The sequence below is a fragment of the Mesorhizobium sp. L2C084A000 genome (genome assembly GCF_000502875.1).
In the GTDB taxonomy this organism is placed as follows: Bacteria; Pseudomonadota; Alphaproteobacteria; order Rhizobiales; family Rhizobiaceae; genus Mesorhizobium.
The window spans coordinates 285,955-309,375 of sequence record NZ_AYWX01000009.1 but is presented as its reverse complement, the minus strand read 5'-3'; the positions used below and the strand labels follow the sequence as shown (position 1 = coordinate 309,375).

26 protein-coding genes and 1 tRNA gene are annotated in these 23,421 nt (G+C 62.1%); 13 read left to right on the top strand and 14 right to left on the bottom strand.

The window, feature by feature from the left end:
* The first annotated feature begins 27 nt into the window (after nt 1-27).
* The 3 genes from X735_RS146670 to X735_RS146680 are packed head-to-tail and all read left to right on the top strand — an operon-like array spanning nt 28 to nt 3,202.
* The gene (locus tag X735_RS146670; protein WP_023812171.1) at nt 28-1,146 is read left to right on the top strand and encodes a DUF2157 domain-containing protein; all 1,119 of its coding nucleotides are present in this window, start codon (nt 28-30) and stop codon (nt 1,144-1,146) included.
* Complete coding sequence (locus tag X735_RS146675) at nt 1,143-1,727, top strand: GDYXXLXY domain-containing protein (RefSeq protein WP_023812170.1); 585 nt, start codon at nt 1,143-1,145, stop codon at nt 1,725-1,727. The genes X735_RS146670 and X735_RS146675 overlap by 4 nt, the downstream gene beginning before the upstream one ends.
* A gap of 26 nt (nt 1,728-1,753) precedes the next feature.
* Nucleotides 1,754-3,202 carry an aromatic amino acid lyase gene (locus tag X735_RS146680; protein ID WP_023812169.1) on the top strand — a complete coding sequence of 483 codons (1,449 nt, stop codon included), beginning with the start codon at nt 1,754-1,756 and terminating at the stop codon, nt 3,200-3,202.
* Between the two features lie 240 nt (nt 3,203-3,442).
* Here the strand turns inward: X735_RS146680 and X735_RS146685 are convergent.
* The 3 genes from X735_RS146685 to X735_RS146695 all read right to left on the bottom strand — a co-directional run bounded on the left by X735_RS146685 (nt 3,443) and on the right by X735_RS146695 (nt 5,423).
* A tRNA-Leu gene (locus X735_RS146685) sits at nt 3,443-3,528 on the bottom strand.
* A 284-nt stretch (nt 3,529-3,812) separates the two neighbouring features.
* The gene (locus X735_RS146690; protein ID WP_023812168.1) at nt 3,813-4,478 is read right to left on the bottom strand and encodes an outer membrane protein; all 666 of its coding nucleotides are present in this window, start codon (nt 4,476-4,478) and stop codon (nt 3,813-3,815) included.
* Between the two features lie 93 nt (nt 4,479-4,571).
* Nucleotides 4,572-5,423, bottom strand: a complete 852-nt coding sequence (locus tag X735_RS146695) for an alpha/beta fold hydrolase (protein ID WP_023812167.1) — start codon at nt 5,421-5,423, stop codon at nt 4,572-4,574.
* A 148-nt stretch (nt 5,424-5,571) separates the two neighbouring features.
* Here X735_RS146695 and ade point away from each other — a divergent pair, with 148 nt between their 5' ends.
* Nucleotides 5,572-7,380 carry an adenine deaminase gene (gene ade / locus X735_RS146700; protein ID WP_023812166.1) on the top strand — a complete coding sequence of 603 codons (1,809 nt, stop codon included), beginning with the start codon at nt 5,572-5,574 and terminating at the stop codon, nt 7,378-7,380.
* A gap of 25 nt (nt 7,381-7,405) precedes the next feature.
* On the opposite strand, the gene X735_RS146705 is transcribed toward ade, so the two are convergent.
* Complete coding sequence (locus X735_RS146705) at nt 7,406-8,569, bottom strand: alpha/beta hydrolase (protein ID WP_023812165.1); 1,164 nt, start codon at nt 8,567-8,569, stop codon at nt 7,406-7,408.
* A gap of 143 nt (nt 8,570-8,712) precedes the next feature.
* On the bottom strand, nt 8,713-9,786 hold the full coding sequence (locus X735_RS146710; RefSeq protein ID WP_023812164.1) for an alpha/beta hydrolase: 1,074 nt from the start codon (nt 9,784-9,786) through the stop codon (nt 8,713-8,715).
* A gap of 465 nt (nt 9,787-10,251) precedes the next feature.
* On the opposite strand from X735_RS146710, the gene ilvA reads away from it, so the two are divergent.
* The gene (gene ilvA, locus X735_RS146715; protein ID WP_023812162.1) at nt 10,252-11,508 is read left to right on the top strand and encodes a threonine ammonia-lyase IlvA; all 1,257 of its coding nucleotides are present in this window, start codon (nt 10,252-10,254) and stop codon (nt 11,506-11,508) included.
* 15 nt (nt 11,509-11,523) lie between these two features.
* Entirely contained in the window at nt 11,524-12,084 is a 561-nt protein-coding gene (locus tag X735_RS146720) for a DUF1697 domain-containing protein (RefSeq protein ID WP_023812161.1), read from the top strand.
* 8 nt (nt 12,085-12,092) lie between these two features.
* On the opposite strand, the gene X735_RS146725 is transcribed toward X735_RS146720, so the two are convergent.
* Nucleotides 12,093-12,383, bottom strand: coding sequence for a DUF2218 domain-containing protein (locus tag X735_RS146725; protein WP_023812160.1), 291 nt, complete (start codon nt 12,381-12,383; stop codon nt 12,093-12,095).
* 146 nt (nt 12,384-12,529) lie between these two features.
* Nucleotides 12,530-12,970: a lactoylglutathione lyase gene (gene gloA, locus X735_RS146730; RefSeq protein WP_023812159.1), complete on the bottom strand. Its 441-nt coding sequence runs from the start codon at nt 12,968-12,970 to the stop codon at nt 12,530-12,532.
* A 238-nt stretch (nt 12,971-13,208) separates the two neighbouring features.
* On the opposite strand from gloA, the gene X735_RS0134480 reads away from it, so the two are divergent.
* From X735_RS0134480 to X735_RS146740, 3 genes are read left to right on the top strand one after another with little or no spacing between them, the layout of a single operon-like run.
* Complete coding sequence (locus X735_RS0134480; protein ID WP_348625598.1) at nt 13,209-13,784, top strand: cold-shock protein; 576 nt, start codon at nt 13,209-13,211, stop codon at nt 13,782-13,784.
* A 24-nt stretch (nt 13,785-13,808) separates the two neighbouring features.
* Nucleotides 13,809-14,369: a DUF192 domain-containing protein gene (locus X735_RS146735; RefSeq protein ID WP_023812158.1), complete on the top strand. Its 561-nt coding sequence runs from the start codon at nt 13,809-13,811 to the stop codon at nt 14,367-14,369.
* A gap of 20 nt (nt 14,370-14,389) precedes the next feature.
* A complete protein-coding gene (locus tag X735_RS146740) occupies nt 14,390-15,157 on the top strand; it encodes an alpha/beta hydrolase (protein ID WP_023812157.1) in 768 nt (255 codons plus the stop codon).
* Nucleotides 15,158-15,190: 33 nt separating this feature from the next.
* Here the strand turns inward: X735_RS146740 and X735_RS146745 are convergent, their stop codons facing one another.
* Nucleotides 15,191-15,793 (bottom strand): hypothetical protein, encoded by a 603-nt coding sequence (locus X735_RS146745; protein ID WP_023812156.1) that lies wholly within the window; start codon nt 15,791-15,793, stop codon nt 15,191-15,193.
* Nucleotides 15,794-15,940: 147 nt separating this feature from the next.
* Between X735_RS146745 and cysE the strand changes: the two genes are divergently transcribed.
* Nucleotides 15,941-16,789, top strand: coding sequence for a serine O-acetyltransferase (cysE, locus tag X735_RS146750; RefSeq protein ID WP_013531333.1), 849 nt, complete (start codon nt 15,941-15,943; stop codon nt 16,787-16,789).
* A 152-nt stretch (nt 16,790-16,941) separates the two neighbouring features.
* Complete coding sequence (locus tag X735_RS146755; RefSeq protein ID WP_013531334.1) at nt 16,942-17,145, top strand: DUF3126 family protein; 204 nt, start codon at nt 16,942-16,944, stop codon at nt 17,143-17,145.
* A gap of 61 nt (nt 17,146-17,206) precedes the next feature.
* Here the strand turns inward: X735_RS146755 and X735_RS146760 are convergent, their stop codons facing one another.
* Nucleotides 17,207-17,932 carry a hypothetical protein gene (locus X735_RS146760; protein ID WP_023812155.1) on the bottom strand — a complete coding sequence of 242 codons (726 nt, stop codon included), beginning with the start codon at nt 17,930-17,932 and terminating at the stop codon, nt 17,207-17,209.
* 125 nt (nt 17,933-18,057) lie between these two features.
* Here X735_RS146760 and X735_RS146765 point away from each other — a divergent pair, with 125 nt between their 5' ends.
* Both X735_RS146765 and X735_RS146770 read left to right on the top strand, forming a co-directional pair.
* The gene (locus X735_RS146765; RefSeq protein ID WP_023812154.1) at nt 18,058-18,399 is read left to right on the top strand and encodes a hypothetical protein; all 342 of its coding nucleotides are present in this window, start codon (nt 18,058-18,060) and stop codon (nt 18,397-18,399) included.
* A gap of 19 nt (nt 18,400-18,418) precedes the next feature.
* Nucleotides 18,419-18,946: a gamma carbonic anhydrase family protein gene (locus X735_RS146770; RefSeq protein ID WP_023812153.1), complete on the top strand. Its 528-nt coding sequence runs from the start codon at nt 18,419-18,421 to the stop codon at nt 18,944-18,946.
* 44 nt (nt 18,947-18,990) lie between these two features.
* Here the strand turns inward: X735_RS146770 and X735_RS146775 are convergent, their stop codons facing one another.
* The 5 genes from X735_RS146775 to X735_RS146795 form a co-directional block, all read right to left on the bottom strand.
* Nucleotides 18,991-19,551, bottom strand: a complete 561-nt coding sequence (locus tag X735_RS146775; RefSeq protein WP_023812152.1) for an ankyrin repeat domain-containing protein — start codon at nt 19,549-19,551, stop codon at nt 18,991-18,993.
* 115 nt (nt 19,552-19,666) lie between these two features.
* A complete protein-coding gene (locus X735_RS146780) occupies nt 19,667-20,419 on the bottom strand; it encodes an NYN domain-containing protein (RefSeq protein WP_023812151.1) in 753 nt (250 codons plus the stop codon).
* A 292-nt stretch (nt 20,420-20,711) separates the two neighbouring features.
* A complete protein-coding gene (locus X735_RS146785; protein ID WP_023812150.1) occupies nt 20,712-21,320 on the bottom strand; it encodes a transglutaminase-like cysteine peptidase in 609 nt (202 codons plus the stop codon).
* Nucleotides 21,321-21,588: 268 nt separating this feature from the next.
* Nucleotides 21,589-22,206: a PilZ domain-containing protein gene (locus X735_RS146790; protein WP_023812149.1), complete on the bottom strand. Its 618-nt coding sequence runs from the start codon at nt 22,204-22,206 to the stop codon at nt 21,589-21,591.
* Between the two features lie 176 nt (nt 22,207-22,382).
* Entirely contained in the window at nt 22,383-23,015 is a 633-nt protein-coding gene (locus tag X735_RS146795; RefSeq protein WP_023812148.1) for a PAS domain-containing protein, read from the bottom strand.
* Between the last annotated feature and the right edge of the window lie 406 nt (nt 23,016-23,421).

Sequence of the window (23,421 nt, the reverse complement as noted above, 5' to 3'; positions counted from 1 at the left end):
AAAGACCAAACGTGGGGGAGACACAGCATGGCGGGGTATTCGTCGCGAGTCAGGGCGGATATCGCGCGTTGGCTGCAGGCCGGGCTGATTGACGCCGCCACAGCCGATTCGCTTTCGCGCAATGTCGAGGCCAACGCGCGCGAGTCGCTCAGCTTCGGCTCTATCCTGGCAATGATGGCCGCTTTGCTTTTCGGCGCCGCCATCCTGATTTTCGTCGCCGCCAACTGGGACGCCATCCCGCGGCTGGCACGCGTGGTGGCACTGTTTGCCGTCATCCTCGGCGGCTATGTCGGCGGCGCGGTGCTGAAGACCCGCGACCATGCGGCGCTCGGCGAAGCGCTGTGGATCGTGGCGGCCGCGGCTTTCGGCGGCTCGATCGCGCTGATCGGCCAGATGTATCATCTCTCGGGCGACGAGGCGTCTGCTCTGGTCACCTGGGGCGCCGGCACGGCGCTGGCGGCGGTTGCGCTGCGTTCGAATCCGCTGACGGTCGCTTCGGTCGGCATCGCCGATGCCTGGCTGTTCCTCAAAGGCTTCGACTACTACAGCCGCAGCGAATTTCCGCATGCCTTCGTGATCATGGCGATCGTACTGTTTGCCGTCTCGTTCTGGACCCGCAGCCAGGCGGCGCGCCACCTGATCATCCTGTCGGTTCTGTTTTATCTTGTGCTGCTCGTCACCAACCACGACACGCTGCAGGTGGCTATCCCGCTGGTCGTCGTCTCGGCGCTGCTGTTCGCGGCCTCGGTCTTCGCGCCGGATCCGGTCGACCGGGTCGTGCAGCTCGGCGGCCGCTTGCCCTTGCACGCACTGCTCGGCTTCCTCACCGGCCTGGCGATGATCCAGTTCGAACTCGCCGACGAGAGCACCTACAACAGCGGTTTTGCCCTCGCTTCGGTGATCGCGCTGGGCGGCATCGTCGGGGCAATCGTGCTGGCGGGACGGGAGAGCCGTGGGCTGCGCTGGTTTGCCTATCTTGGCTTCGCCTTCGAACTCGCCATCATCTATGTGGTGACCTTGCAATCGATGCTCGATACAGCCGGCTTCTTCCTGGCCGCCGCAGTGCTGCTCGGCATCCTTGCGATCGTCATCATCCGCGTGGAAAAGCGTATGAAAGGTCCAGATGCCAAAGGAGCCACGGCATGATCACCGGGAAAAGGCTTGTCATCTCGGCACTGCTGCTGGCGCTCGTCCAGATCGGCTTCCCGAGCTGGATCATCGCCGGCCGCGCGGCGATCCTGCGCAACGGCAAAGAGGTGCTTCTGAAGATCGAGCCCGTCGATCCGCGCGACCTCCTGCGCGGCGATTATATTATCCTGGGCTACGATATTTCGCGCATACCGGTGAAAATGATCGCCAACATTCCGCCCGACAAGTTTTCCAGCGACGACACCTCGATTGTCGTGCGCCTGAAGAAGGGCTCCGACGGCTATTGGCAGCCGACGACAGCCTGGTTCGGCAAGGCGCCGAAGCCGGCCGCTGCGGACGAGGCCGATATTTTAGGCCACATCGCCGAGGGCTGGGATCTTCGCGGCGAAGGGATGACCATCGCGCCGGACTATGGCATCGAACGCTTCTATCTGCCGGAAGGCGAGGGGATGGCGATCCAGAACGACATGCGGGTGCGGCCATTCGGCATCCGTCTTGCGCTCGCCGGCGACGGCACCGCGCAGATCAAGGCGCTGGTGGACGGCGACAAGACGCTGTTCGAGGAACCACTCTACTAAGTCCCTTATTTGCAGTGGTGTGAAACATGCCAGTTAGCCTGTCGACGCGTGAGGACATCAACCTCGACACTGTTTTCCGCGTCGCCTGGAAGAAGGACACGGTGGACATCGACGAGAAGGCCTTGCAGCGCATCGCCGAATGCCGCGCCTCGTTTCTCAGGCTGATTGAATCCGATCCGCCACCGGTCATCTATGGCGTCACCACCGCCATGGGAGAGCTGGCGAGCCGCAAGCTCGAACTCGACGAGCGGGATCGCCATGCGCGCATCAAGGCGTTTGCCGCCGCCACCTCGTTCGGCGATCCCTTGCCGGATCGCGTGGTCAGGGCGATCGTGCTTGCCCGCCTGACGAACTTCATCGAGGGCAACGCCGCCACCTCGCCACGCATCGCGCTTGCCGTGGCCGCAATGCTCAATGGTGGGCCGATGCCAACAGTGCCGGCCTCGGGCCAGGGCGGCGCCGGCGAAATCCTGGCGCTCTATCCGCTGTTTGCCGAGCTTTCGACGCGCTTCGATCTCGAGGTCAAGGAACGCGGCTCGCTGATCAACGGCTCGCCCTGCGCTGCAGCCCTCGTAGCGGACGCGGCGCTCGCGGCGCGCCGCCGGATCCGCATGGCGCAAAAAGTGTTCGCGCTGTCGATCGAGGCGTTTCGCGCCCCGCTCGAACACTATGACGCCGCCCTCGATACGCTCTGGGGTGATGAGCATGAGGCCGCGGCCCTGCAGGGTTTGCGGGAATTTCTGGTTGGCGCCGGCGATGGGCGACGCAATTATCAGGCGCCGGTCAGCTACCGCATCGTGCCGCGCGTCCTCGGCCAGGCGCATCGTGCGCTGTCGTCGGCCGAGCGGGCAGCCAATGTGTCGCTGGCCTCTATATCGGACAATCCGGTCTATATCCCGCCCGAAGATGCACATCCGCTCGGCCGCTGCATCTCGACCGGCGGCTATCACAACGCCATGGCGACGCCGGCGCTGGATGATCTGGCGGCGATATGGGCCGACATCTGCCTGCTTTGTGATCGCCACGCCTCCAAGCTGCTCAACGGCAAGGTGTCGCTGCTGCCCGATCTTCTGATGACCGGACGACACTCGGCCGACAGCGATGGCCACGGCAATGTCGGCTACGTGCCGATGGCGATCACCGGCTATCTCGAGCAGGCCAAGCTGGCGGCGCAACGTACCTTCATTCCGGGCACGGAATCGGCCGGTGCGGGGCAGGACGACGTCGCCACGACGGCATTCTTCGCATGGACCAAGGAAGCGACCGCCGGCCGCTGCGTCGATGCCGCCATGGCGATGTTGGCGATGATCGCCTCGCAGGCGCTGCACGTCACCGAACGGACGCCGCCGCCGGCACTGCGCTCCTTCGTCGATCAAATCAGAGCTATCGTGCCGCCTGTCGGTGCCGATCGTGTGCTGGGGCCTGAGCTTGCCAGGCTGGCGGAATGGTTCACACAGAAAGTGTTCGAGGCGTAGAGATGCCAACAAGCCCTGGCTGGTGAAATTGGTGCGCCTGAACGGATGAAATTCGAACCGGTCCTCCTTGGCCAAGGCTTCGGAGGACGCTCCTTTGTCTAAGCGGTGTCGCGCCTTCAGGCGACCCGCTTCAGGTCTTTGTCTTTGTGCATGTCGCTCTCCCAAAACCGAGGTCACTTTGGGCGACATGCACTAACGAGCTTCAGGTGGCCCGCCACCCCAAGCTCGAAGAGCGAAGGCTGGTGCGGACGACGGGAATCGAACCCGTACGATCAGAGATCGAGGGATTTTAAGTCCCTTGCGTCTACCAATTCCGCCACGTCCGCAGGCCAGCCCTTTTCAGACGCCTGACACAGGCCGTCAAGTCGTGTTGTTGAGCGTTCGCCGAACGTGCAAACAGACGGGGCGGCTTGATGATACTGGCGCGATCACGGAATTATCGGCGCGGCGGGTAGTGGTAGGATGCCTGTGTGGTGGATTTGATCTGCCAAGGCCGGCGCCTCTCAGGCCCAACCCATTCCCCCCGCCCACTGGGAGCGTCGGCCACCCTTCCATGAAAGAGCCCTTTGAGTGGTTGCCTGGTCCGGCAGCGTCGCGATTGTGGCCCTGCTCAGAACTTGTAGCTCAAATTGATGCCTACCGTGTTGAGCTTCACGTTCTGATCGCGATCGTTGAAGGGTTCCGCCACGTCGTAGTGCTCGGAGCCGAAATCATAGTAGCGATACTGTGCGCCGACGACGAACTTGTCGGTCAACGCGTAGTCGACGCCGGCACCCACGGTCCAGCCGACATTCGTGCGCGTGCTGGCGAACGCCGGACCCGCGACTTGCGATGTTTCGATGCCGGCAAAGGCGACGCCGCCAATGCCGTAGACCAGCAGGCGATCCATGGCGTAGCCGGCCTTGGCGTTGACCGACCCGAACCACTTGATGTCGGTGCCGAATGTGCTTCCCAGCGCCGATACCGTCGTGCCGCCGACCGAGGAATAGTTGAGGTCCGCCTCGGCGCCGAGCACCGCCTGGTTGAACTGCCACAGGCCTGCGACATGGCCGCCGACAAAACCGCCGTCAATGTCGGGCGCGATGGAAAACGGCGCGCCTTCTGTCACCGATATATCGGATTGGCCCCAGCCATAGCCGGCCTGCAGACCAGCGTAGTAGCCCGTCCAGTCGAAGCCGGGCGCGGTCATAGGCACGTCGACCGCTGGGTCGGCTGCAAAAGCCGGCACGGCCAGAACGGCAAGAAAACCGGCACTTGCGACTATCAGTCGACGCATCGAACTCCCCAAATGACGATTCAGAAAGGTCCTCGCCAGAAGGATAACCGCATTCGCCGCAATCGCAATCCCCCTGTCGCCGCACAGAATCCTCTATTTGGCGTCGATGAAGTCCAGCACAGCCTGGCTATATTCATCCGGCGCTTGCAGCATGGCGAAATGACTGGCGTTGGGCAGGATAATCAGCTTCGCGCCCGGGATGACGGAGGCGATATATTCGGTGTGTTCGCGCTTGATCGCTTCGTCATGGTCGCCGGCAACGATCGCCGTCGGCGTGGTTATCTCAGCGAGCTGCTCCTTGGTCCACGCCGGCTCGGTCTCCCACATATGGCTCATCTGCGCCACGAAGGCGTCATACTGGTCCGGTGTTTTCGACATCTTCTTGTATTCGCGGCCGGAGCGGTCGATGTAGGCGGCAAAGGTCTTGTTGGTCATCACGCCCGGATCGACGCCGTCGGTGGTTACGTTGGCGGCTTGCGCAAAGAGCCTTGTCAGCCGCTCCGGATGATGCAGTGCGATGTCGATACCGATAATTCCGCCATCGCTCCAGCCGACGAGCGCGGTCTTGTCGATCTTCAGGTGATCGAGCAGCGCCAGATAGTCCGACGCCATCAAGTCATAGCCATAGGGCTGCTCGGTGCGGGTGGAGCGGCCGTGACCACGGCTGTCGGCGACTATCACCTTGTGCGTCTTGGAAAACGTGGCCACCTGGCTGGCCCAGATGTCGGCGTGGCCGAGGCCACCATGGATGAGCAGCACGGGGTCACCCGCTCCGAAAACGGCGTAGTACATCTGGATGCCGTTCACCGGCGCATATCCGCTCTGATCGGGTTTGGGCATGGCTGCAGGCTCCGGCAAGGTCTGCCAACGTTCCTCGGCGGCGGCAAAAGCGCTCGAGGCGGCGAACAAGATGACGATGGCGAACGCTTTCCAAAAACGGGTCATGTTTTTTCCCTCATATGGTTCGGACCGCGGTCAGCATCGCCTTCCAGCCGGATTAGTCAACAAGCCCGGCCTGCGCGGCGTGTCGGACCGACGGCTCTGGCGGCGCCCGCCGACATTTGCGAGACTGGCCGTAACCGAGGAATCGCCAATGACGAAAGCAACGCCCACAAAACCCAGACCGTGGACCGAGATGGCGACACATCTGGTCGATGTCGCCATGGGGCGGAAGCCCGCTGACCTGGTCGTGCGCAACGGCCGCTGGGTGAACGTCCATTCGGGCGAGATCATCGCCGGCACCGACATCGCCATTGCCGGCGGGCGCTTCGCTTATTGCGGGCCCAATGCCAGCCATGCCATCGGGCAGGGCACCACGGTGGTCGACGCCGGCGGGCGCTATCTGGTGCCCGGTCTCTGCGACGCGCACATGCATGTCGAAAGCGGCATGGTGACGGTGACCGAGTTCTGCCGTGCCGTCATTCCGCACGGCACCACCTCGATGTTCATCGACCCGCACGAGATCGCCAATGTTCTGGGTCTGCCCGGCGTGCGGCTGATGCATGACGAAGCGGTCGCCATGCCCATCAACGTGCATGTGCAGATGCCGTCCTGCGTGCCTTCGGCGCCGGGGCTGGAACATGCCGGCGCCGAGCTGACGGTCGCCGATGTCGAGGAGGCGATGACCTGGGAAAACATTATCGGCCTGGGCGAAGTGATGAATTTTCCCGGTGTCGCCGCCAATGATCCTGTCATGTCGGGCGAGATCGCGGCGACGGTTCATGCAGGCAAGACGGTCGGCGGCCACTATGCCTCGCGCGATCTCGGCCTGCCGTTCCATGGCTATGCCGCCGGCGGCCCCGAGGACGACCATGAGGGCACACGCGCCGAGGACGCCATTGCCCGGGTGCGCCAAGGCATGAAGGCGATGCTGCGGCTGGGCTCGGCCTGGTACGACGTCGCCTCGCAGATCAAGGCGGTGACGGAGAGCGGCATCGACCCGCGCAACTTCATCCTGTGCACCGACGACAGCCATTCCGGCACGCTGGTCCAGGAAGGCCATATGGACCGCGTGGTGCGCCACGCCATCCAACAGGGGTTGAAGCCGGTGACGGCGATTCAGATGGCGACGCTCAACACCGCCCAGCATTTCAAACTGGAGCGCGAGATCGGCTCGATCGCGCCGGGCCGGCTGGCCGACCTGCTGATCGTATCGGATCTCGCCGCAATGACCATCGACGAGGTCTATGCACGCGGCGTCAGGCTGGCCAAGGGCGGCAAGCTCGAAATCGATATTCCGGCCTATGATTACCCGAAGACGGCGAAGAACACCGTCAAGCTCGGCAAGAAGCTGAAGGGCGGCGACTTCGATATCGTTGCTCCCAAAGGCGCCAACGAGGTGCGGGTGCGTGTTATCGGCGTCATCGAGAACCAGGCGCCGACGCGCGCGCTGGAGGCCGATCTGGCGGTCGAGGACGGGCTGGTCGCCATGGACCGCCGCAACGACATCTGCCAGATCGCGCTGGTCGAGCGCCACCGGGGCACGGGCGGCGTCACCAACGCCTTCGTTTCCGGCTTCGGCTATATGGGCGACTGCGCCATGGCGTCCAGCGTCGCGCATGACGCCCATCACATCATCTGCGTCGGCACCAACAAGCAGGACATGGCGCTGGCGGTAAACCGCCTGGGCGAGGTCGGCGGCGGCGTCGCGCTGTTCTCCAAGGGCAAGGAATTGGCGCTGGTCGAAATGCCGATCGCCGGCCTGATGTCGGACGAGCGGGCCGAGATCGTCGCGGCCAAGGCGGAGAAGCTCACCGAGGCGATGCGCAAGATGGGCTGTTCGCTGAACAACGCCTACATGCAGCACTCGCTGCTGGCGCTGGTCGTCATTCCCGAACTCAGGATTTCCGATGTCGGCCTGATCGACGTGACGACATTCCAGAAGGTTGATCTTTTCGTTTGAGATCAGCCGTCTGCGCTCGGCCGGTTCACCCGCCGGTGGCGATGGTCAGCACCTTGAACGGCGTGGTGATGACGATCTCGGCGACCGAGCCGACGGCCTTTCCGAGGCCCTGGCCGAGATTGTTGAGCTGAGTCGGGACGGGCTCGTCCGAGGCAAGGCCGGCAGGCGCCCGCAGCCGGTCGCCCAGCAGTTGCACCAGCATCGGGTTGTCGGCGAATTTGGCGTGGTTGAGGCGGTCACCGCCCTTGGCCTGGGAAAGGTCGACCACCGACACGCCATAGCTGGCGAGGTCGGCCGCATCGCCGTAATCCCCGACGCGCGGCTTATCGCCCGAGATCAGGGAGGAAAGCTTGAGAGCCCGGTCATCCGCCGAGAGCAGGATGGCGAATGGCTTGTCGGGTTTGCCGTAACGGATCATCTGTTTCTTGAACACGTCGACATCGATGTCGGGCGAGGCCAGGATGACGTAGCCGAGTTTGTCGTCGAGATCGCGATCGCCGGTGATGGCAAGCTGGCGCAGCGCCTCCATGGTCACCCAGGTCCCCATCGAATGGGCGATGATGTCGATGCTCTTGACCTTGGTCTTGGCCAGCATCCTGAGCGTCGCCTCGAGGTCGTCGCGCGCTGCGTTGGCGCTTTCCTTGTCGTAGATGTAACCCGTGGTCTTGCCGCTCGAAGCCCACGAGAACAGCACCGGCGTGCCGGGATATTTCGTGTCGTGGGCGATCTGCGTCAGCCGGTAGATGCCGTCGTCGAAACCGTTGTTGAAGCCGTGCACGAAAACCAGCGCACGGTCGCCGCGCATGGAAATGTCGGCGCCGACCGCCTTGGCGAATTGCGGCGCGCCTTCATAGAAGGTGACGTCCTTGGCGGTGAAATCCTTGGCCGGATTGCTGTTCGCGGATCCCTTGGCCCGCTCGATGGCGCCGACCTGATGGTTTTTCGGGACGGTGACGTCGACACGGGCAAAGCTGGTGGTCAGCGAGCGATCGCCGTCGAACACCTGTCGCGGGTCTTTTGTTGCCCTCTGGCGTGTCGTGGCGACGAAGATCTCATGCGTGGCCGCGATGTCGGAAGCGGGCACCGTGACCGTCGTCCTGTTGAGCAGGTCGTGCGTTTTCCCGCCGGCGCAGCCGGTGACAGCGAGCGTCAATGCAACGACGAGATAACTCTTCGAACGCATGGTCATACGCCGGCTCCCGCAAAGGGGGACGTCAAACGCATGACGTCGCTGGCTATTCCGATAAGGCCGGAGACCGGCGCGGTCCAGTTCAAAGTGAATCGATACATCCGCAGTGGTGAACAGGCACGGCGAAAACCGCGGGACCGCATCTATTGTCCAAGCAGGCCGATACGATCGGTCACGTCACGGTCGCTGGCAAAGCCGTCATCCTCGCGTAGCCGCTGTCCGATCATCTTCACCAGCGTCGGATTGTCGGCGAACTTCGTATGGTTGAAGCTGTCCGATCCCTTGACCTTGGACAGGTCGACGACCGTCACGCCATAGGAGGCAAGATCGGCGGCATCCTTGTAGTCGCCGACGCGCGGCCGTGAACCGGCGATCAGGCCGGAGAGCCGCAGCGCGCGGTCGTCGTCCGACAACAGCAGGATGAATGGCTTGTCGGGCTTGCCATAGCGCCGCATCTGGCTCTTGAACACGTCGACATCGATGTCGGGCGAGGCCAGCACCACGTCGCCGAGCTTGCCGCCGAGGTCGCGGTCGCCGGTGATGGCCATCTGGCGCAGCGTTTCCATGGTGACCCAGGTTCCGAGCGAATGCGCGACGATGTCGATGCGCCGCGCGCCGGACTGCTCCAGCATCCTGAGCGTCACCTCCAACTGGTCGCGGGCAGCGCTGGCGCTTTCCTTGTCATAGACGTAGTCGGTGGTCCTGGCGCCCGATGCCCAGGAAAACAGCACTGGTGTGCCGGGATAGCCGGAATCATGGACGATCTGGGTCAGGCGATAGACGGCGGCATCGAAGCCGGTGTTGTAGCCATGCACGAAGACCATGACGCGGCCGCCACGCGCCGCGATGTCGGCGTTGAGCGCGCTGGAGAATTTCGGCTGCGTGTCGTAGCCGACGACCTCGGAAGCCATGAAATATTTGGCCGGGTCGTCCGACTTGCCGCGCGAGCGGCGCTCGATCTGGCCGGTCTTGTGAAGCCCCGGAACGGTGACGTTGACGCGGGCATAGTTCAGCGTCGCCGAGCGTTCGCCGTCGAAAACCTTGTTGGGATCGTCGGATTTCTTGCGCGTCGTGGCGATGAAGATCGAGTGGTTGCCGGCAATCTCCGTCACCGGCGCGGACACCATGGCGCTGCCCAGCAATTCCTGTGTTTGCTGGCCGGCGCAGCCGGCGACGAACAAGGCCAGGACAACGGTAAAAATCTTCTTCAAAGGCACGCCTGAATTTCCAACTCCGGCCGAAAGGCCTGTCTATCCTCACGATACCTCCCGGACAGGCAGAGTGCGGCAGAACTAAGTCATGTCCAGTCGAAATGTGATCGGCGCCCCGCTGCGGGCATCGCAGTGTTGCGCGAAAGCCAAAATGGCGGAAAACGCCTGCGTGATCCGCGCAATAAGCGCCGTCGCCGCCGGCCTTCCAATTCCCGCAGAGATAGCGATTTCAAGCCGCCCGGTGCGAGGGGGCATTAGAATGCACCCGCAAGTAGCTGAAAGTATTCCGCAAAATTTCCGCCCGGAAGGACGCACATGATGGACGATGGCGCCGCGTAGCCGGATATGCAATACGCGGGCTCGCGCCGCACCTTGTCCGGGCGCTCAACAACCGACGTGCGCGACCCGATCAATGATAGAGGTCCGCGGACAGCGTGCAACGCAAGGCGGCTTTCCCAAGGGTGGTTTCCGATGAACAGTTTCTCTTCCCGTGTTGCTGCCGCTGCCGCCGCGATCCGCCAGATCTTCCCTGAAACGCCGCTGCAGGAAAACGATTATCTGTCGAAAAAGACCGGTGCGCGGGTGCTGTTGAAGCGCGAGGATCTGTCGCCGGTCCGCTCCTACAAGATCCGCGGCGCCTTCAATTTCTTCCGCAAGACACTGGCGGCCGGCAACGAGGCTGAACTGTTCGTCTGCGCGTCGGCCGGCAACCACGCGCAGGGTTTTGCTTTCGTCTGCCGCCATTTCGGCAGGCGAGGCGTTGTGTTCATGCCGGTGACGACGCCGCAGCAGAAGATCGACAAGACCAGGCTGTTCGGCGGCGATTTCATCGAGATCAGACTGGTCGGCGATTTCTTCGACGACTGCTATCGCGCTGCCTTGGAATTCACCGGCAGTTCCGGCGCCCATATGGTGCCACCCTTCGATCACAAGGACATCATCGAGGGCCAGGCAACCGTCGCCTACGAGATCGCAGACCAGATGCCGGGCGCCCGCATGCCCGATATCGTCATGCTGCCGGTCGGCGGTGGCGGACTTGCCGCGGGCGTCACCCATTATTTCGCCGATCAGGGCAGGCAAGCACGGTTCGTCTTCTGCGAACCGGCCGGCGCGCCGAGCCTGCGCGAGAGCCTCGCGGCGGGAAAACGGCTCAAACTCGCCAAGGTCGACAATTTCGTCGATGGCGCCGCGGTGGCCGAGATCGGCCGCGAGCCGTTGCGTCATCTCAAGGATTTTCCAGCTGACACGGTGCGACTGATCCCGGAAAACCGGCTCTGCGCCACCATGATCGAGATGCTCAATGTCGAAGGCGTCGTGCTGGAGCCGGCCGGCGCGCTGGCGATCGATGCGCTCAAGGATTTCTCCAAGAAGGAGATCAGGGGCAAGACCATCGTCGCCGTGGTTTCGGGCGGCAATTTCGATTTCGAGCGGCTGCCGGACGTCAAGGAACGGGCGCTGCGCTTCGAGGGCCTGAAGAAATACTTCATCATCCGTTTTCCGCAACGGCCCGGCGCGCTGCGCGACTTCCTCGAACTGCTCGGGCCCGACGACGACATCGCCCGTTTCGAATATCTGAAGAAATCGGCGCGCAATTTCGGTTCGGTGCTGATCGGCATCGAAACCAGGGACCGCCGCAATTTCGATCTGCTCAAGGCGAAGTTCGAGGCCGAGGGCGTCCAGTATCAGGACATCACCGACAACGAGACACTGGCCGGGTTCATCATATGAGCGATCGGAGATCAAATGATTGAGCCGGGAAAAATCTTCGTCGCGCTGTTTTCCGGCATCAATGTCGGCGGCAATCGCATCGTCAAGATGGCGGAGCTGCGGTCGTTCTTCGAGGGGCTCGGCTTCTCCGATGTCGCCACCTATGTGCAGAGCGGCAATGCCGTGTTCCGGGCGAAAGAGGGCGAAGCGGTCACGTTGACGAAACAGATCGAAGCAGCCTTCGAGAAGAAATGGGGTTTTTATTCGCGCATCATGGTGCGTGATCTCTCGTGGTTCGAGCGGCTGGTGAGCGAAAATCCCTATCCGGAAATTGCCGCGGACCACACGAAGCTGCACGCCTATGTGCTGGAGCGTGAGCCGACAGCGGACGAGGTGGCGCGGCTGACCGAAAAGTGTACCGGCCCCGAACGCTTCGAGATCAAGGGCGATGTGCTCTACCTCAGCGCACCGGACGGGCTGGGCAAATCGGTGTTTGCCGGGCTGATCCCGCGCACGCTGAAAGTGCCGGGAACCGCGCGCAATTGGCGCTCCGTGCAGGCGTTGCTGGAGATGGCCGCACACGCCGGTGAGAAGTAGGTCACTGCCTAGGCGGAGGTGGGTTTCCAGTCGAAGGTCAGCTCTTCGCGGAAAGCAAAGCGCTTGATGTGATCGGCGACAACGCTTTCCAGGCGCTCGATCGATCCTGCTTCGTCAGTCGACACCGTGATATGAAGCGTTGCCGCATCGGCATCCATGACGGTACGGCCCATTGAGAGATCGATGATGCCGTGGGTGAGATCGAACTCGACCGGGAATTTGTGCGCCCAGTGCTTGCACAGCTGCTGCAGGTAGCGGCTGGCATGTTCGGTGGCGACGTCGGCATGGCTGGTCGGCATGAATTCTCCTGGGCAAGCGCCTGTTGCGTGGCCGGGGCACCGGCCCAAGCCTGGCGCCTCAGCCAGAGAGATAGGCGCCGTCCCTGAAAAACCAAACAGTACCGGGCCGTCAGACTGCCATTGTCCGCTCAAGACAGCGTGATCGGCTACCAGATTCCGGTGTTCGCCATCGAAGCCCATGGTTCGGCCTTGGCCTTAGCCGGGCCTTTCTGCAGAAGCTCGATCGAAATGCCGTCCGGCGATCTGACGAAGGCCATGTTGCCGTCGCGCGGCGGCCGGTTGATGATGACGCCATTGTCCATCAGGTGCTGGCAGGTGGCGTAGATGTCGTCGACCTCATAGGCGAGGTGACCGAAATTGCGCCCGCCCTTGTAGTCTTCCGGGTCCCAATTGTAGGTCAGTTCGACCAGCGGCGCCTTGTCGGCGATGGCGCTTTGTTCGTCTTCGGAGGCCGCGAGGAAGATCAGCGTGAAGCGGCCTTGCTCGTTTTCGTAGCGGCGCACTTCCTTGAGGCCGAGCTTGTTGCAGTAGAAGTCGAGCGAGGCATCGACGTCGGTGACGCGGATCATGGTGTGCAGATAGCGCATGTGATTTCCTTGATAAATTGCGTTGCGGCGCAACATAGGGTCGGCCCTGTCAAAGGGCAATCGTGCGGCGGTGCGCAATGCCGGCAAAGAACAAATCCGGTATTGCCCAAATGAACCGTGAAAAAAGGCACGGCAGGTCTTGCACAGACCGGAAGCCGCAGTGTTAATCTGTTGGCAAGAATCAGTTGCGGTGTTCTTGAAAAGAGGGGGCATTCTTATGGGGGAAAAGGCCTCTTTCATGGGGCGGGACGGACCCCTTGGCGACGCCCCGCAGCGTGACGAAGGCGGCGACGCCGCCGACCTGCGAGAAATTGCCGGCGCCATCAAGTGGTTCGATGTGGCCAAGGGCTATGGTTTCATCCTCCCGGATGACGGCATTTCGGGCGACATCCTCCTCCATGTGACATGTCTTCGAAAGGACGGCTTTCAGACGGCCCTGGAGGGCGCGCGCGTGGTCTGCCTCGTCAAACATGGCGACCGCGGATTGCAGGCCTTCCGGGTGCTCTCCATGGACGTCACCACCGCGGTCCACCCGGCCGAGATGCAGGAGCAGCGCACCCATGTCGCGGTGACGCCGGAGAGCGGTCTCGAACGCGCCTTGGTGAAATGGTTCAACCGCACCAAGGGGTTTGGTTTTCTCACCCGCGGCGAGGGCACCGAGGACATCTTCGTCCATATGGAAACCTTGCGCCGTTACGGTATCACCGAGCTTCGGCCCGGACAGGTCGTGCTGGTTCGTTTCGGGCGCGGCGACAAAGGCCTTATGGCCGCCGAAATTCACCCCGATATGGGGACCTTGCCGGTGTCGCACTAGGGCGTTTCCGGCCGAGGATTTCGAATGGCTTACAGGAACTGGCTGACCGCGGGCGCGATGTGCGCGATTGCCTTCATCGCCGCCGCCGGTGGTTACTTCTATTCCGAAAAGCCGACCTCGGCGGACAGCCGGGCGATGATCCTTCCGGCCGATCCGGCGCCACTGGTCGTGGTGACGAAAGGCGGTGATCGCTCTTTTTCCATCGAAGTCGCCGACACCGCCGCGGAGCGCGAGGCCGGCTTGATGTACCGCCAGGACATGGCGGACAACCACGGCATGCTGTTCGTCTTCGAGGTCCAGCAGCAGGTCGGCTTCTGGATGCACAACACGCCAATGCCGCTTGATCTGATTTTCGTCGGCCAGGATGGCAAGATCCGGGCGGTCAAGCACGGCGAGCCGCAATCGGACGCCGTCATTTCGCCCGGCGTACCGGTGCGCTTCGTGCTCGAGCTCAAGGCCGGCACTGCCGCCAGGAACGGCATCGAGTATGGCGACCTTTTGCGCCATCCGGCCGTGGGCACGGTATCCGGCCCGAGCATGCCACCAGCCGACAATGGCGATTCGCCAAATGGCGGTGGCGGTTGAGCACACAGGCGGGATCGCAGATGCAGTCTTTCACCCATGACGGCTTCGAGCTTGCCTTCCTCGACCGCCAGCCGGCATCGGGCGAGGGCGATCCGGTGCTGATGATCCATGGCTTCGCCTCGAGCCATTATGTCAACTGGGTGTCGCCCGGCTGGTTCAAGACGCTGAACGATGCCGGCTACCGCGCCATCGCCTTCGACAATCGCGGCCACGGCTCGTCGTCGAAGAGCTATGAGGAGGCTGACTACACGCCGGTCAAGATGGCTTCCGATGCTGCTGCCTTGCTCGGCCATCTCGGCATCGAGCGCGCTCATGTCATGGGCTATTCGATGGGTGCGCGCATCGCGGCATTCATGGCGCTGTCCGATCCGGACAAGGTGGCGACGCTGGTCTTCGGCGGTCTCGGCATCGGCATGATCGACGGTGTCGGCGATTGGGATCCGATCGCCGCCGCCCTGCTTGCCGAAGATCCGGCCGCCACCAGCCATCCGCGCGGCCGGTCGTTTCGCGCCTTCGCCGACCAGACCCGCAGCGATCGCCGTGCCTTGGCCGCTTGCATCGCCAAATCGCGCGAATTGCTGAGCGAGCAGGATATCGCCCGCATCGCCCAGCCGACGCTGGTCGCCGTCGGCACGACGGACGACATTGGCGGTTCGCCCGATGAGCTTGCAGCGTTGATGCCGAACGCCAGGGCCTTTCACATTGAGGGCCGGGACCATATGCTGGCCGTCGGGGACAAGACCTTCAAGCAGCGCGTGCTGGAGTTCTATGCCGAAAATCCGCTCTGAGCGGACGGCGAGGGGAGCGGGACGTGACTGCCCTCAGCCTATGGTGAGAGCCGCCAGCGACCGCGCCATGTTTTCCCGGGCCTGCCGTTCAAAGCGTTGCCGGAATTCCTCGGTGTGGAAAATGTGTGGGCGGGCGAGGAAATTCTTCAGCACCGCACTGCGTCCGGCTCGCCACATCGGCTCCTCCACCCAGTGATACTCGCGCCGCACGGCGCGCTCATAGGCGTCGAAGGCGTCCGGCGCGGCTCCCAGGATCGACAGGTCCATATCCAGAAAAAGACTTGCGTCCCGTGTGGCCGCCGCGTCGTCGAACGGCGGCACCTGGTGCGTGGCGGTGGCGACGATCATTGCCGAGATGCGGTCGAGACGTGAAGAATCCGCGCGGCCCGCCAGCTCTTTCTCGGCAAGGGCCGCACTTTGCGCCTCATTGTCCTTGGCCTTGCTGTCGTAGATGGCATCGTGGAACCAGATCGCCGCTTCGATCGCCTCGGGGTCGCCGAGCAACCTTCGATAGTCGCCAGCGAGCGCCAGCATTGCTTCGATATGGGAAAGGTTGTGATAGTGGCGGCCTGGCGCCCGATAGAGAGCCGAAAGCTCGCTTTTCAGCGCGTCGTCGATCAAGGGTTCGTTTTCCATGGCTGCTTGAATTCCCGCGAACCAAATCCATTTGACAAAGCACTAAGGAAAATTGAGTTCAATCGTGCTATGATCTGGCTTATATGTGCGGCCAGGCAACAGGCAAGCACTACAGGCAAGCCAGGCAGGACGCAGGACCAGACGGCGATGAACAGCATCAGCATTTCCCGACACAGCGCATTGAAGCCGGTCGATCCGATCTGGCGTTCGATCCGCGACGAGGCCATGGAGGCTGTCAACCGCGACCCGCTGCTCGCTGCATTCCTCTATTCGACCATCCTCAACCAGGACAGCCTGGAGGAGGCGGTCATTCATCGGCTGGCCGAGCGGCTGGCGCACCAGGACATCGGCTCCGATCTCATCCGCCAGACCTTCAAGTCCATGCTGGCCGACGACAAGGAGTGGCCGACGACGGTGCGTGTCGACATCCAGGCCTATTACGATCGCGATCCGGCTTGCGACCGCTTCATCATGCCTGTGCTCTATTTCAAGGGTTTCCACGCCATCCAGACCCACCGGCTGGCGCATTGGCTGTGGAACCAGGGACGCAAGGATTTCGCGCTCTATCTGCAGAGCCGCTCGTCCTCGGTCTTCCAGACCGACATCAACCCCGCCGCCCGCATCGGCAAGGGCATCTTCATCGACCACGCCACCGGCCTGGTGGTCGGTGAGACCGCGGTCATCGAGGACGACGTGTCGATCCTGCATGGCGTGACATTGGGCGGTACCGGCAAGGCCGGCGGCGACCGTCACCCCAAGATCCGCTATGGCGTGCTGATCGGCGCCGGCGCCAAGATCCTCGGTAACATCGAAATCGGCCATTGCTCGAAGATCGCGGCAGGCTCGGTGGTGCTGTCGCCGGTGCCGCACAACAAGACGGTTGCCGGCGTGCCGGCCCGCGTCGTCGGCGAGACCGGCTGCGATCAGCCGTCGCGCCAGATGGACCAGCTTCTGCCGTCGCAGACGATGGATCAGGTCGTCAGCTTCGACATCTGATTTTCACAGGGCCCACCGTCTGCTGCGGGATTCCGGCCGCGGGCATGAGCGGGTGGTTGTCTCGCCTTATCAGGCCGCTTGCCTTTACATCGCCATTGTCGACGTGCCAGAAGCGCGTTCGAACGAGCAAGCCCGATGATCGGAGAAGACTGTTGAAGCCGGACGAAATCAGAAAGCTGGACGCCTATTTCAAGCGCGTCTTCCAAAACCCCAAGCTCGAGGTCAAGGCGCGGCCGCGCAAGGACGATTCGGCCGAGGTCTATGTCGGCGACGAATTCCTCGGCATCGTCTTCAAGGACGAGGACGACGGCGACTACAATTTTTCGATGGCAATTCTCGACATCGATCTGGCCTGAGCAGCAAATCTTGCGGTCGGTCGGCTCATGCGGCCGGCCAGCCGGTTCCCTCGAAGCGTTCTTAGCCTCCCGCCTTCAGAACGCGCCCGGCTTCAGTGGCGATTGCCGCGTCGAGCGCCTGCCAATCGCCCAAAAACTCCCTTGGGAAGCGATAGGTGAGGCTGAGTTCGTCGCCGACCTGAATGTCGCGCTCGCAAGGCGCCAGCGATTGCTCGGCACTCGGCCCGCTCAGGCAACGGGCCACGAACGGCTCCTTGCCGGGGCGATTGCCGACAACCAGCACCTCGTTCAGATAGCCTGATTTCTCGTTGAAACCATAAATCATCGTGCCGCCAGGCCCGGCAATGCCGGGTCGGGTGATCAACGCGCTGTAGATCGGCGTGAAGCGGCCACTCATGTCACGCGACATCATCTGCTGTTCGAAGGACAGAAAGACGACGTTCTTGACTGTGCCCGTGTGGTTGAAATCGTTGCGCGCCGGCTCGCTGTAGCCGTCCATCTGGGGATAGCGCAGATAGAGGTCGAGCCGCGAGGCGATGCCGTCGCGCCGGGCTTGGGCGAAACGGATGGCGTTGGCCGGGACCGTGATGACATTGTTGCCGATCACCACCTGGTGCACCGTTGCGTCGTCGGTGTATCCGGCCATGGCGATCGAGTGGCCGAACCATTTGCCGGCAAGGCTGATCGCCACCGACAACAGGGCGAGCGCCGCGAACCCGTAGAGCACCCGCTTCATCAGCGTGGAATCGACCACGGTAAGTTCGTTGGCGAGCGCTGCCTGCTTCATCTCAGTCCTCGAATCTCGGGCCGCCCGTCCGCCTCCAGTGTCCCTGGGCGGCACACATCGCACGGCACGGCTCTTGCAGCCTGCATGGAACGACTGTGCAATTTCATGGTAAATGGAAAGTTAAGATGGGACCGCTGGAACTCACACTCTTTGCTTTTGCCGTCGGGTTGACGGCCTGCGGGCTGGCCGGATCGGCCATGGAACTGGTGTCGGGCCGCAAGGTCGCCTTCACCGAACCCTATGTGTCGCCGTCACATGTCTTGCGCTCGCTGCTCGCCACGGCCTGTGCCGGACCCTTCATGCTGGTCAACGATGCCATCGATGCCCGGCGTCAGCGCCGCATTTCAACGTTGGCGCTGATGTCCTGCGGCTGCACGGCAATTGCGTGGACCTTCGCGCTGGGCGTCGTCGTGCTTGCCATTGCCTCATGGACGGTCCGTCTCCTAGGGTCCGAACTGCCAGGCTGAGACGATTCGGAGACCAGAAATGCCGCTTTATGCGATCGACGGAACAGAGCCCAGCTTCGCCGATGCGGACTCGAACTGGATCGCGCCCGATGCGACGCTGATCGGCGACGTCAGGGTCGGACGCAATGCCGGCTTCTGGTTCGGCGCCGTCATCCGCGGCGACAATGAGCCCATCGTCATCGGCGCCGACACCAATGTGCAGGAACATACCGTCATGCACACCGATCCCGGCTTCCCGCTGACGATCGGGGAAGGCTGCACGATCGGCCACCGCGCCTTGCTGCATGGCTGCACGATCGGCGACAACAGCCTGATCGGCATGGGCGCCATCGTGCTGAACGGCGCGAAAATCGGCAGAAATTCTCTGGTCGGCGCCGGCGCGCTGGTCACCGAAGGCAAGGAATTCCCGGACAATTCGCTGATCGTCGGTTCACCTGCCAAGGCGATCAGGGTGCTGGACGACGCGGCCGTGGCCAGGTTGCGCGGCTCGGCGGCGCATTATGTCGCCAACGGCAAGCGCTTCAAGGTTGGGTTGAAGAAGGTCTGAGGCCGGTTTGGCCACCTGTCGGCGAGGGTTCGTCGCGCCCCAACTCACTGTTCGTTGGAGCTGCGCCCGGCCATCGCATCGCGCAGCAATGAAGCACCGGCTTCAAAGCCGGCAATCTCGGCCTCTTCCACGGCCGTCCTGTAGTTATCGATGCGGGTTTCGAGTGCCGGGTCGGCGCCCGCCACCAAAAGCAGGCGGATCGCATCGGCACTGCGGATTGCCACCGAATAGTGAAGCGGCGTCCAATCGTTCACACCCCGCATGTTCGGGTCGGCGCCGCCGTCGATCAATACCCGCACGATGTCCAGCCTGTCGGCCCGGTCGGTGGACAGCGCCGCAATGACGGAAGGAAACCCGCCGTGATCCTGATAGTTCGGATCCGAGCCAACATCCAGCAAGGTCGAGATGAAACCGACGGGGCTCCAATAGATCGCATATTCCAGCGGATGCCCGAGGCCGAGTTCAAACGGCATGCGCTCATCGAACCAGCGGGGCGAGCCGCCCAGGGCTACGCCGAGGCCTTCGAAATCGCCGGCCTTGAAGGCATCGTCGATCGCCTTGAACAGACGATGACGTTCGCACCGATCTTCGGGGATTTCCAACATCGCCGTGATCCAGAAGGCGAAACTGACGGCCTATAGTGCCTCGATCTGCTGCCGGCGGAAAGGTGGTCGCGACGTTCTGATGCGCTCGTTGGGATATGTGGTCCCCTGGCCACCGCTACGCGGCTTTGTTTTTTGCTTTCTTCCCTGCCGTAGGCTTGGTCCGTATTCGCATGCCTCCACCCTTAGGGGTTTCGATTTCAAATGCATCCGTACTCCTCACCAGATCGCTCAGTTTGCTGAAGCCGTAGGTGCGAGGGTCAAAATCTGAAAACAGGTTTGACAGCTGCTTTCCAAATGTGCCAAGCAATACCCAACCATCCTCACTGTCCATCTGACCAATGACTTTCTTGAGTATGGGCATCGCAGCGCTGGACGATTGAAGCGGCTTGGCTGCAGGCGCGGTATCTTGAATATTGGCCACGCCACGTAGAAGATTTTCGGTGTAGATGAAACGGCGGCATGCCTGCCGAAAACTCTCCGGTGTCTTCTGCTCGCCGAACCCGAATACATCGACACCCTGTTCGCGAATGCGGGCGGCAAGCCGGGTGAAGTCGCTGTCGGAAGAAACCAGACAGAAACCGTCGAAACGACCGCTATGGAGCAGGTCCATAGCATCGATCACTAGCGTGATATCTGAGGCGTTCTTCCCGGTGGTATAGGCGAACTGCTGCTGCGGAATGATCGCATGCTTTGACAAGACGTCAGTCCATCCCTTCGACCGGACGTTTGAAAAGTCACCGTAGATGCGGCGGACGCTGGCTTCACCAATCTTCGCGATCTCCGCGAACAGGCCGTCGGCAATCTTGGCGGAAGCGTTGTCGGCGTCGATAAGAACCGCAAGGCGAGGTGATCGGGGCTCGGGAGGCATGCGACACTTCCTGCGGCTGGCGCCCTCTCAAGATTCGAACTCTAGCCGGCGAAACCATTGCCAAACCACGGTTCGCGCTACTTGCTGTTGTAGCAGAGGTGGGCTGCAAACAGGAATCTAAGGAATAGAAATCGTGACATTGTCAAGATTTCAATGGACCGCCAGAAATGGCGGAGCCGGCCCGGGGACGGGGCCGGCTCCTTTCACCCGGTCGTTGGGGACGGGGAGGGTGGGGACTCGACCGGGTTTCTCCTTAAGCGGTCGCATTCATGCGGCGCGCTTGATCTCTGTTTTAGCGGACGCTGGCGACCGCGTCGGAGCGGCCGTCGTTGATCGTTACCCAAACACCGGAATTCTGGTCAGACTGGCGCTTGAGATAGGTGTAGTCGGTGTCCGTCCAGGACAGGACCTTGGTCTCGAGATTGTCGAGGATGAATTCTCCGAGGCTGGTGCGCACGGTCAGCACTGCGTGGCCGTCGCCATTCGGCTGGCGCGCCACCGTCATCAGCAAATTGCCGGCCGGCATGCCCGCATCCATCAACTCGCGGCGCTTTTCCAGCGCGTAATCCTCGCAATCGCCATAGCCATTGGCCGGATAGGCCCAATATTCCTCGACACCGTAGTTTTCCATGTCGGTGCGCGGCTTGATGCGGGTGTTGACCGAATTGTTGATGTTGACGATCGTCGCCCACAATTTGCGGGTCAGTTCGACCGGCGCACCCTTCGGGGTCCTTTCGCTGCATTCGCCAGGACTGCGCTGGCAGAACTCATAATGGCCAACAGGCTGGGTGGTGCGTCCGCCGGTGTGCATATAGGCCGGTCCCGCGGCATATGCTGATCCCCAAGCGGAAAACTGCATCGCCATTGCCGCCAGCAACAGCTTGCCCCTCGTTTTCTTCATTGTTGTAGTCTCCCCGTTCGAAGGAGACATTGCCACATGTGGATTTATTTGACGCAAAAGCGCGAAGTAGATATTGAGTAAAACTCCAGTAGAATAAAAATAAAATTTGAATCATTTGAGTATTAATTCGTTTGGATCTTGAGGCGCGAATCTCGGCGCGCGGAGGGCTCCCAAGCCCGCCAAGAGTGGGCTAAGCATGCCGGTCATGGCGTCGAAAACAAAACCGGCCACAAGGGCCGGTTTCCTGGAGTGTCGCTGTCGGGCCTGCTCAGGTGCGTGGCGTGTTGAATTCGGAATCGAGCGTTTCGGGGCGCTGGATCACAGCGAATTCGATGGCGACGCCGTCCTCGAAATGACGCACGACCTGCCCGCGCATGGTGCCAAGCATGACCTGGATGCCGATCGCCGGTTTGACGTCGATCTCGACCGCGGCGCCGGAGAGCGAAAGGTCGATGATACGGCACTGGTACTGGCGGCCGTCGGTGAGCTGCAGCACGCTGGTCGGATTGCGCGGCGCGACGCGCTCGTGGCGGCGATCTTCCGGCAGGTCGAGTTCATGCTTGTTGGCGAGCCAGGTCAATTGCGCGGCCAGCTTGTCCTTCTTGCGATCCGACGCGATGACGGTCATCGCGAAACCGTCCTGCAAGGTGCGCGTGACGACACCTTCGATGCGGCCGATATGATCGATGTAGGCAATGATTTTTTCGCCGGGCATGCCGATGCGGTCGGTGCGAAACGCGACGTTGCCCGGTGACATGTCGACGACCTGGCAGGGGTGTTCGGTGCGGTCTTCCAGCATGAAGCGTCCGTAGATTTTGACCCGGACGCGCTGAAAGTTACGCCTTTCAGCTTGGGACGGCGCATAGTCGACCGCCGCTGACCTCATGACTGCCTACACCCCGTTTGGCATCCCGCGCGCCGATGCGAGGAACTTCATCAGAGAAGTACAACAAGGCGGGTTAACAAAGGGAAAAAGCGGGCGCTCCAAGGTTTCCTTTTTGCAGGCCGTGGTGCCAAAACAGCGGCGCGGTTTTGGGCGACGTGCATCAGGCCGCAAACGGACTATTCCTCGCGCCCGCCATCGAAGACGACGAGATGGCGGATGCGGCGCGCCCGGCCGAGCGCCGAGATCGTCTCGGGTGCTCCAAGTTCATCGGGAACGAGCGAGGGAACATCGATCGCCGGACGGTTGTTGAGGAGCTCCTTCTCCGGATCTATGACGCGGATCGAATCGATCAACGCGTCGGTGATCGGGTCGGCACCCAGCCAGAAGGGCTTCTCCACGGCGCTGATGACGCCCAGGCAGCGTGGATTTTCGACGCCGCCGTCAAGCGGCAGGGCAAGCAGTTCGAACTTGTTGGAGCGCCCGTTGCGGCTGAAGCCCTCATAGCTGATGAGCACGACCGACTTCTGCTCGAAGACGCCGTGGATCAGCCGCGAGACGAGCCGTTGATCCTTCTCGCGCCACAGCGACGGAAAGGAAAACCCCTTGAGCTCGCGGCCGTAGCAGGCGCAAAGCCTCGTGCCGGCCAGCCGGAATACGGCTTGCCCGCGCGTGTCACGTTCCAGGATAAAGGTGTCGGCCAGCAGCGACTTGATGTCGGCCGGCTCGACCTCCGAACGCTTCGGGGCAGGGCGTCCGTCACGCAGGCGATTCCAATATTGGAACAGCGTGATCGATCCATTCTGATTCATGCTATGCTGCTCCGCGCATTCTGTCGTCTGATGTCCCATCGGTGAACAGAAGGGCGCCCTCCGATGACCTACATGCGTTGCGGAGCAGGAAGCGTGCCAGCGTCGTTAACACTTGTTCACGGGTCGGGGCCGTTAAGGTTAACAAGTGGTTTACGTTGCATAGAAGCGAGCCCCGTGGCACACAAAAACCACTCCAGAAGCGGTCGTTTCGCGACGATCGGCAGCACTTCAGTCAGAGTTTTAGGGGAGCAGGGGGCTCGACCAGCCGTTCAGGGGAAACCTTGAACGGCTTCTTTTTTGATTCGCGCCAGGCGATTCGGGGTTAACGGCGGGCGTGTATTTCTACCTGCCGACAAGTGCTGGCAACCATCCCGGCGGTCGCTAAGGCGGCATCGTCCGATCGCTA

Coding starts and splice junctions, on each gene's coding strand:
- X735_RS146725 (WP_023812160.1), bottom strand. CDS start 12,383: ATGCCGACCAGCCATGCCGACGTCGCCACCGAACATGCCAGCCGCTAC.
- X735_RS146795 (WP_023812148.1), bottom strand. CDS start 23,015: ATGAATCAGAATGGATCGATCACGCTGTTCCAATATTGGAATCGCCTG.
- X735_RS146695 (WP_023812167.1), bottom strand. CDS start 5,423: ATGACCCGTTTTTGGAAAGCGTTCGCCATCGTCATCTTGTTCGCCGCC.
- X735_RS146790 (WP_023812149.1), bottom strand. CDS start 22,206: ATGAGGTCAGCGGCGGTCGACTATGCGCCGTCCCAAGCTGAAAGGCGT.
- X735_RS146775 (WP_023812152.1), bottom strand. CDS start 19,551: ATGTTGGAAATCCCCGAAGATCGGTGCGAACGTCATCGTCTGTTCAAG.
- X735_RS146675 (WP_023812170.1), top strand. CDS start 1,143: ATGATCACCGGGAAAAGGCTTGTCATCTCGGCACTGCTGCTGGCGCTC.
- X735_RS146780 (WP_023812151.1), bottom strand. CDS start 20,419: ATGCCTCCCGAGCCCCGATCACCTCGCCTTGCGGTTCTTATCGACGCC.
- X735_RS146720 (WP_023812161.1), top strand. CDS start 11,524: ATGATTGAGCCGGGAAAAATCTTCGTCGCGCTGTTTTCCGGCATCAAT.
- cysE (WP_013531333.1), top strand. CDS start 15,941: ATGAACAGCATCAGCATTTCCCGACACAGCGCATTGAAGCCGGTCGAT.
- X735_RS146765 (WP_023812154.1), top strand. CDS start 18,058: ATGGGACCGCTGGAACTCACACTCTTTGCTTTTGCCGTCGGGTTGACG.
- X735_RS146760 (WP_023812155.1), bottom strand. CDS start 17,932: ATGAAGCAGGCAGCGCTCGCCAACGAACTTACCGTGGTCGATTCCACG.
- X735_RS146735 (WP_023812158.1), top strand. CDS start 13,809: ATGGCTTACAGGAACTGGCTGACCGCGGGCGCGATGTGCGCGATTGCC.
- gloA (WP_023812159.1), bottom strand. CDS start 12,970: ATGCGCTATCTGCACACCATGATCCGCGTCACCGACGTCGATGCCTCG.
- X735_RS146690 (WP_023812168.1), bottom strand. CDS start 4,478: ATGCGTCGACTGATAGTCGCAAGTGCCGGTTTTCTTGCCGTTCTGGCC.
- X735_RS146705 (WP_023812165.1), bottom strand. CDS start 8,569: ATGACCATGCGTTCGAAGAGTTATCTCGTCGTTGCATTGACGCTCGCT.
- X735_RS146670 (WP_023812171.1), top strand. CDS start 28: ATGGCGGGGTATTCGTCGCGAGTCAGGGCGGATATCGCGCGTTGGCTG.
- X735_RS0134480 (WP_348625598.1), top strand. CDS start 13,209: ATGGGGCGGGACGGACCCCTTGGCGACGCCCCGCAGCGTGACGAAGGC.
- X735_RS146770 (WP_023812153.1), top strand. CDS start 18,419: ATGCCGCTTTATGCGATCGACGGAACAGAGCCCAGCTTCGCCGATGCG.
- ilvA (WP_023812162.1), top strand. CDS start 10,252: ATGAACAGTTTCTCTTCCCGTGTTGCTGCCGCTGCCGCCGCGATCCGC.
- X735_RS146745 (WP_023812156.1), bottom strand. CDS start 15,793: ATGGAAAACGAACCCTTGATCGACGACGCGCTGAAAAGCGAGCTTTCG.
- X735_RS146785 (WP_023812150.1), bottom strand. CDS start 21,320: ATGAAGAAAACGAGGGGCAAGCTGTTGCTGGCGGCAATGGCGATGCAG.
- ade (WP_023812166.1), top strand. CDS start 5,572: ATGACGAAAGCAACGCCCACAAAACCCAGACCGTGGACCGAGATGGCG.
- X735_RS146680 (WP_023812169.1), top strand. CDS start 1,754: ATGCCAGTTAGCCTGTCGACGCGTGAGGACATCAACCTCGACACTGTT.
- X735_RS146740 (WP_023812157.1), top strand. CDS start 14,390: ATGCAGTCTTTCACCCATGACGGCTTCGAGCTTGCCTTCCTCGACCGC.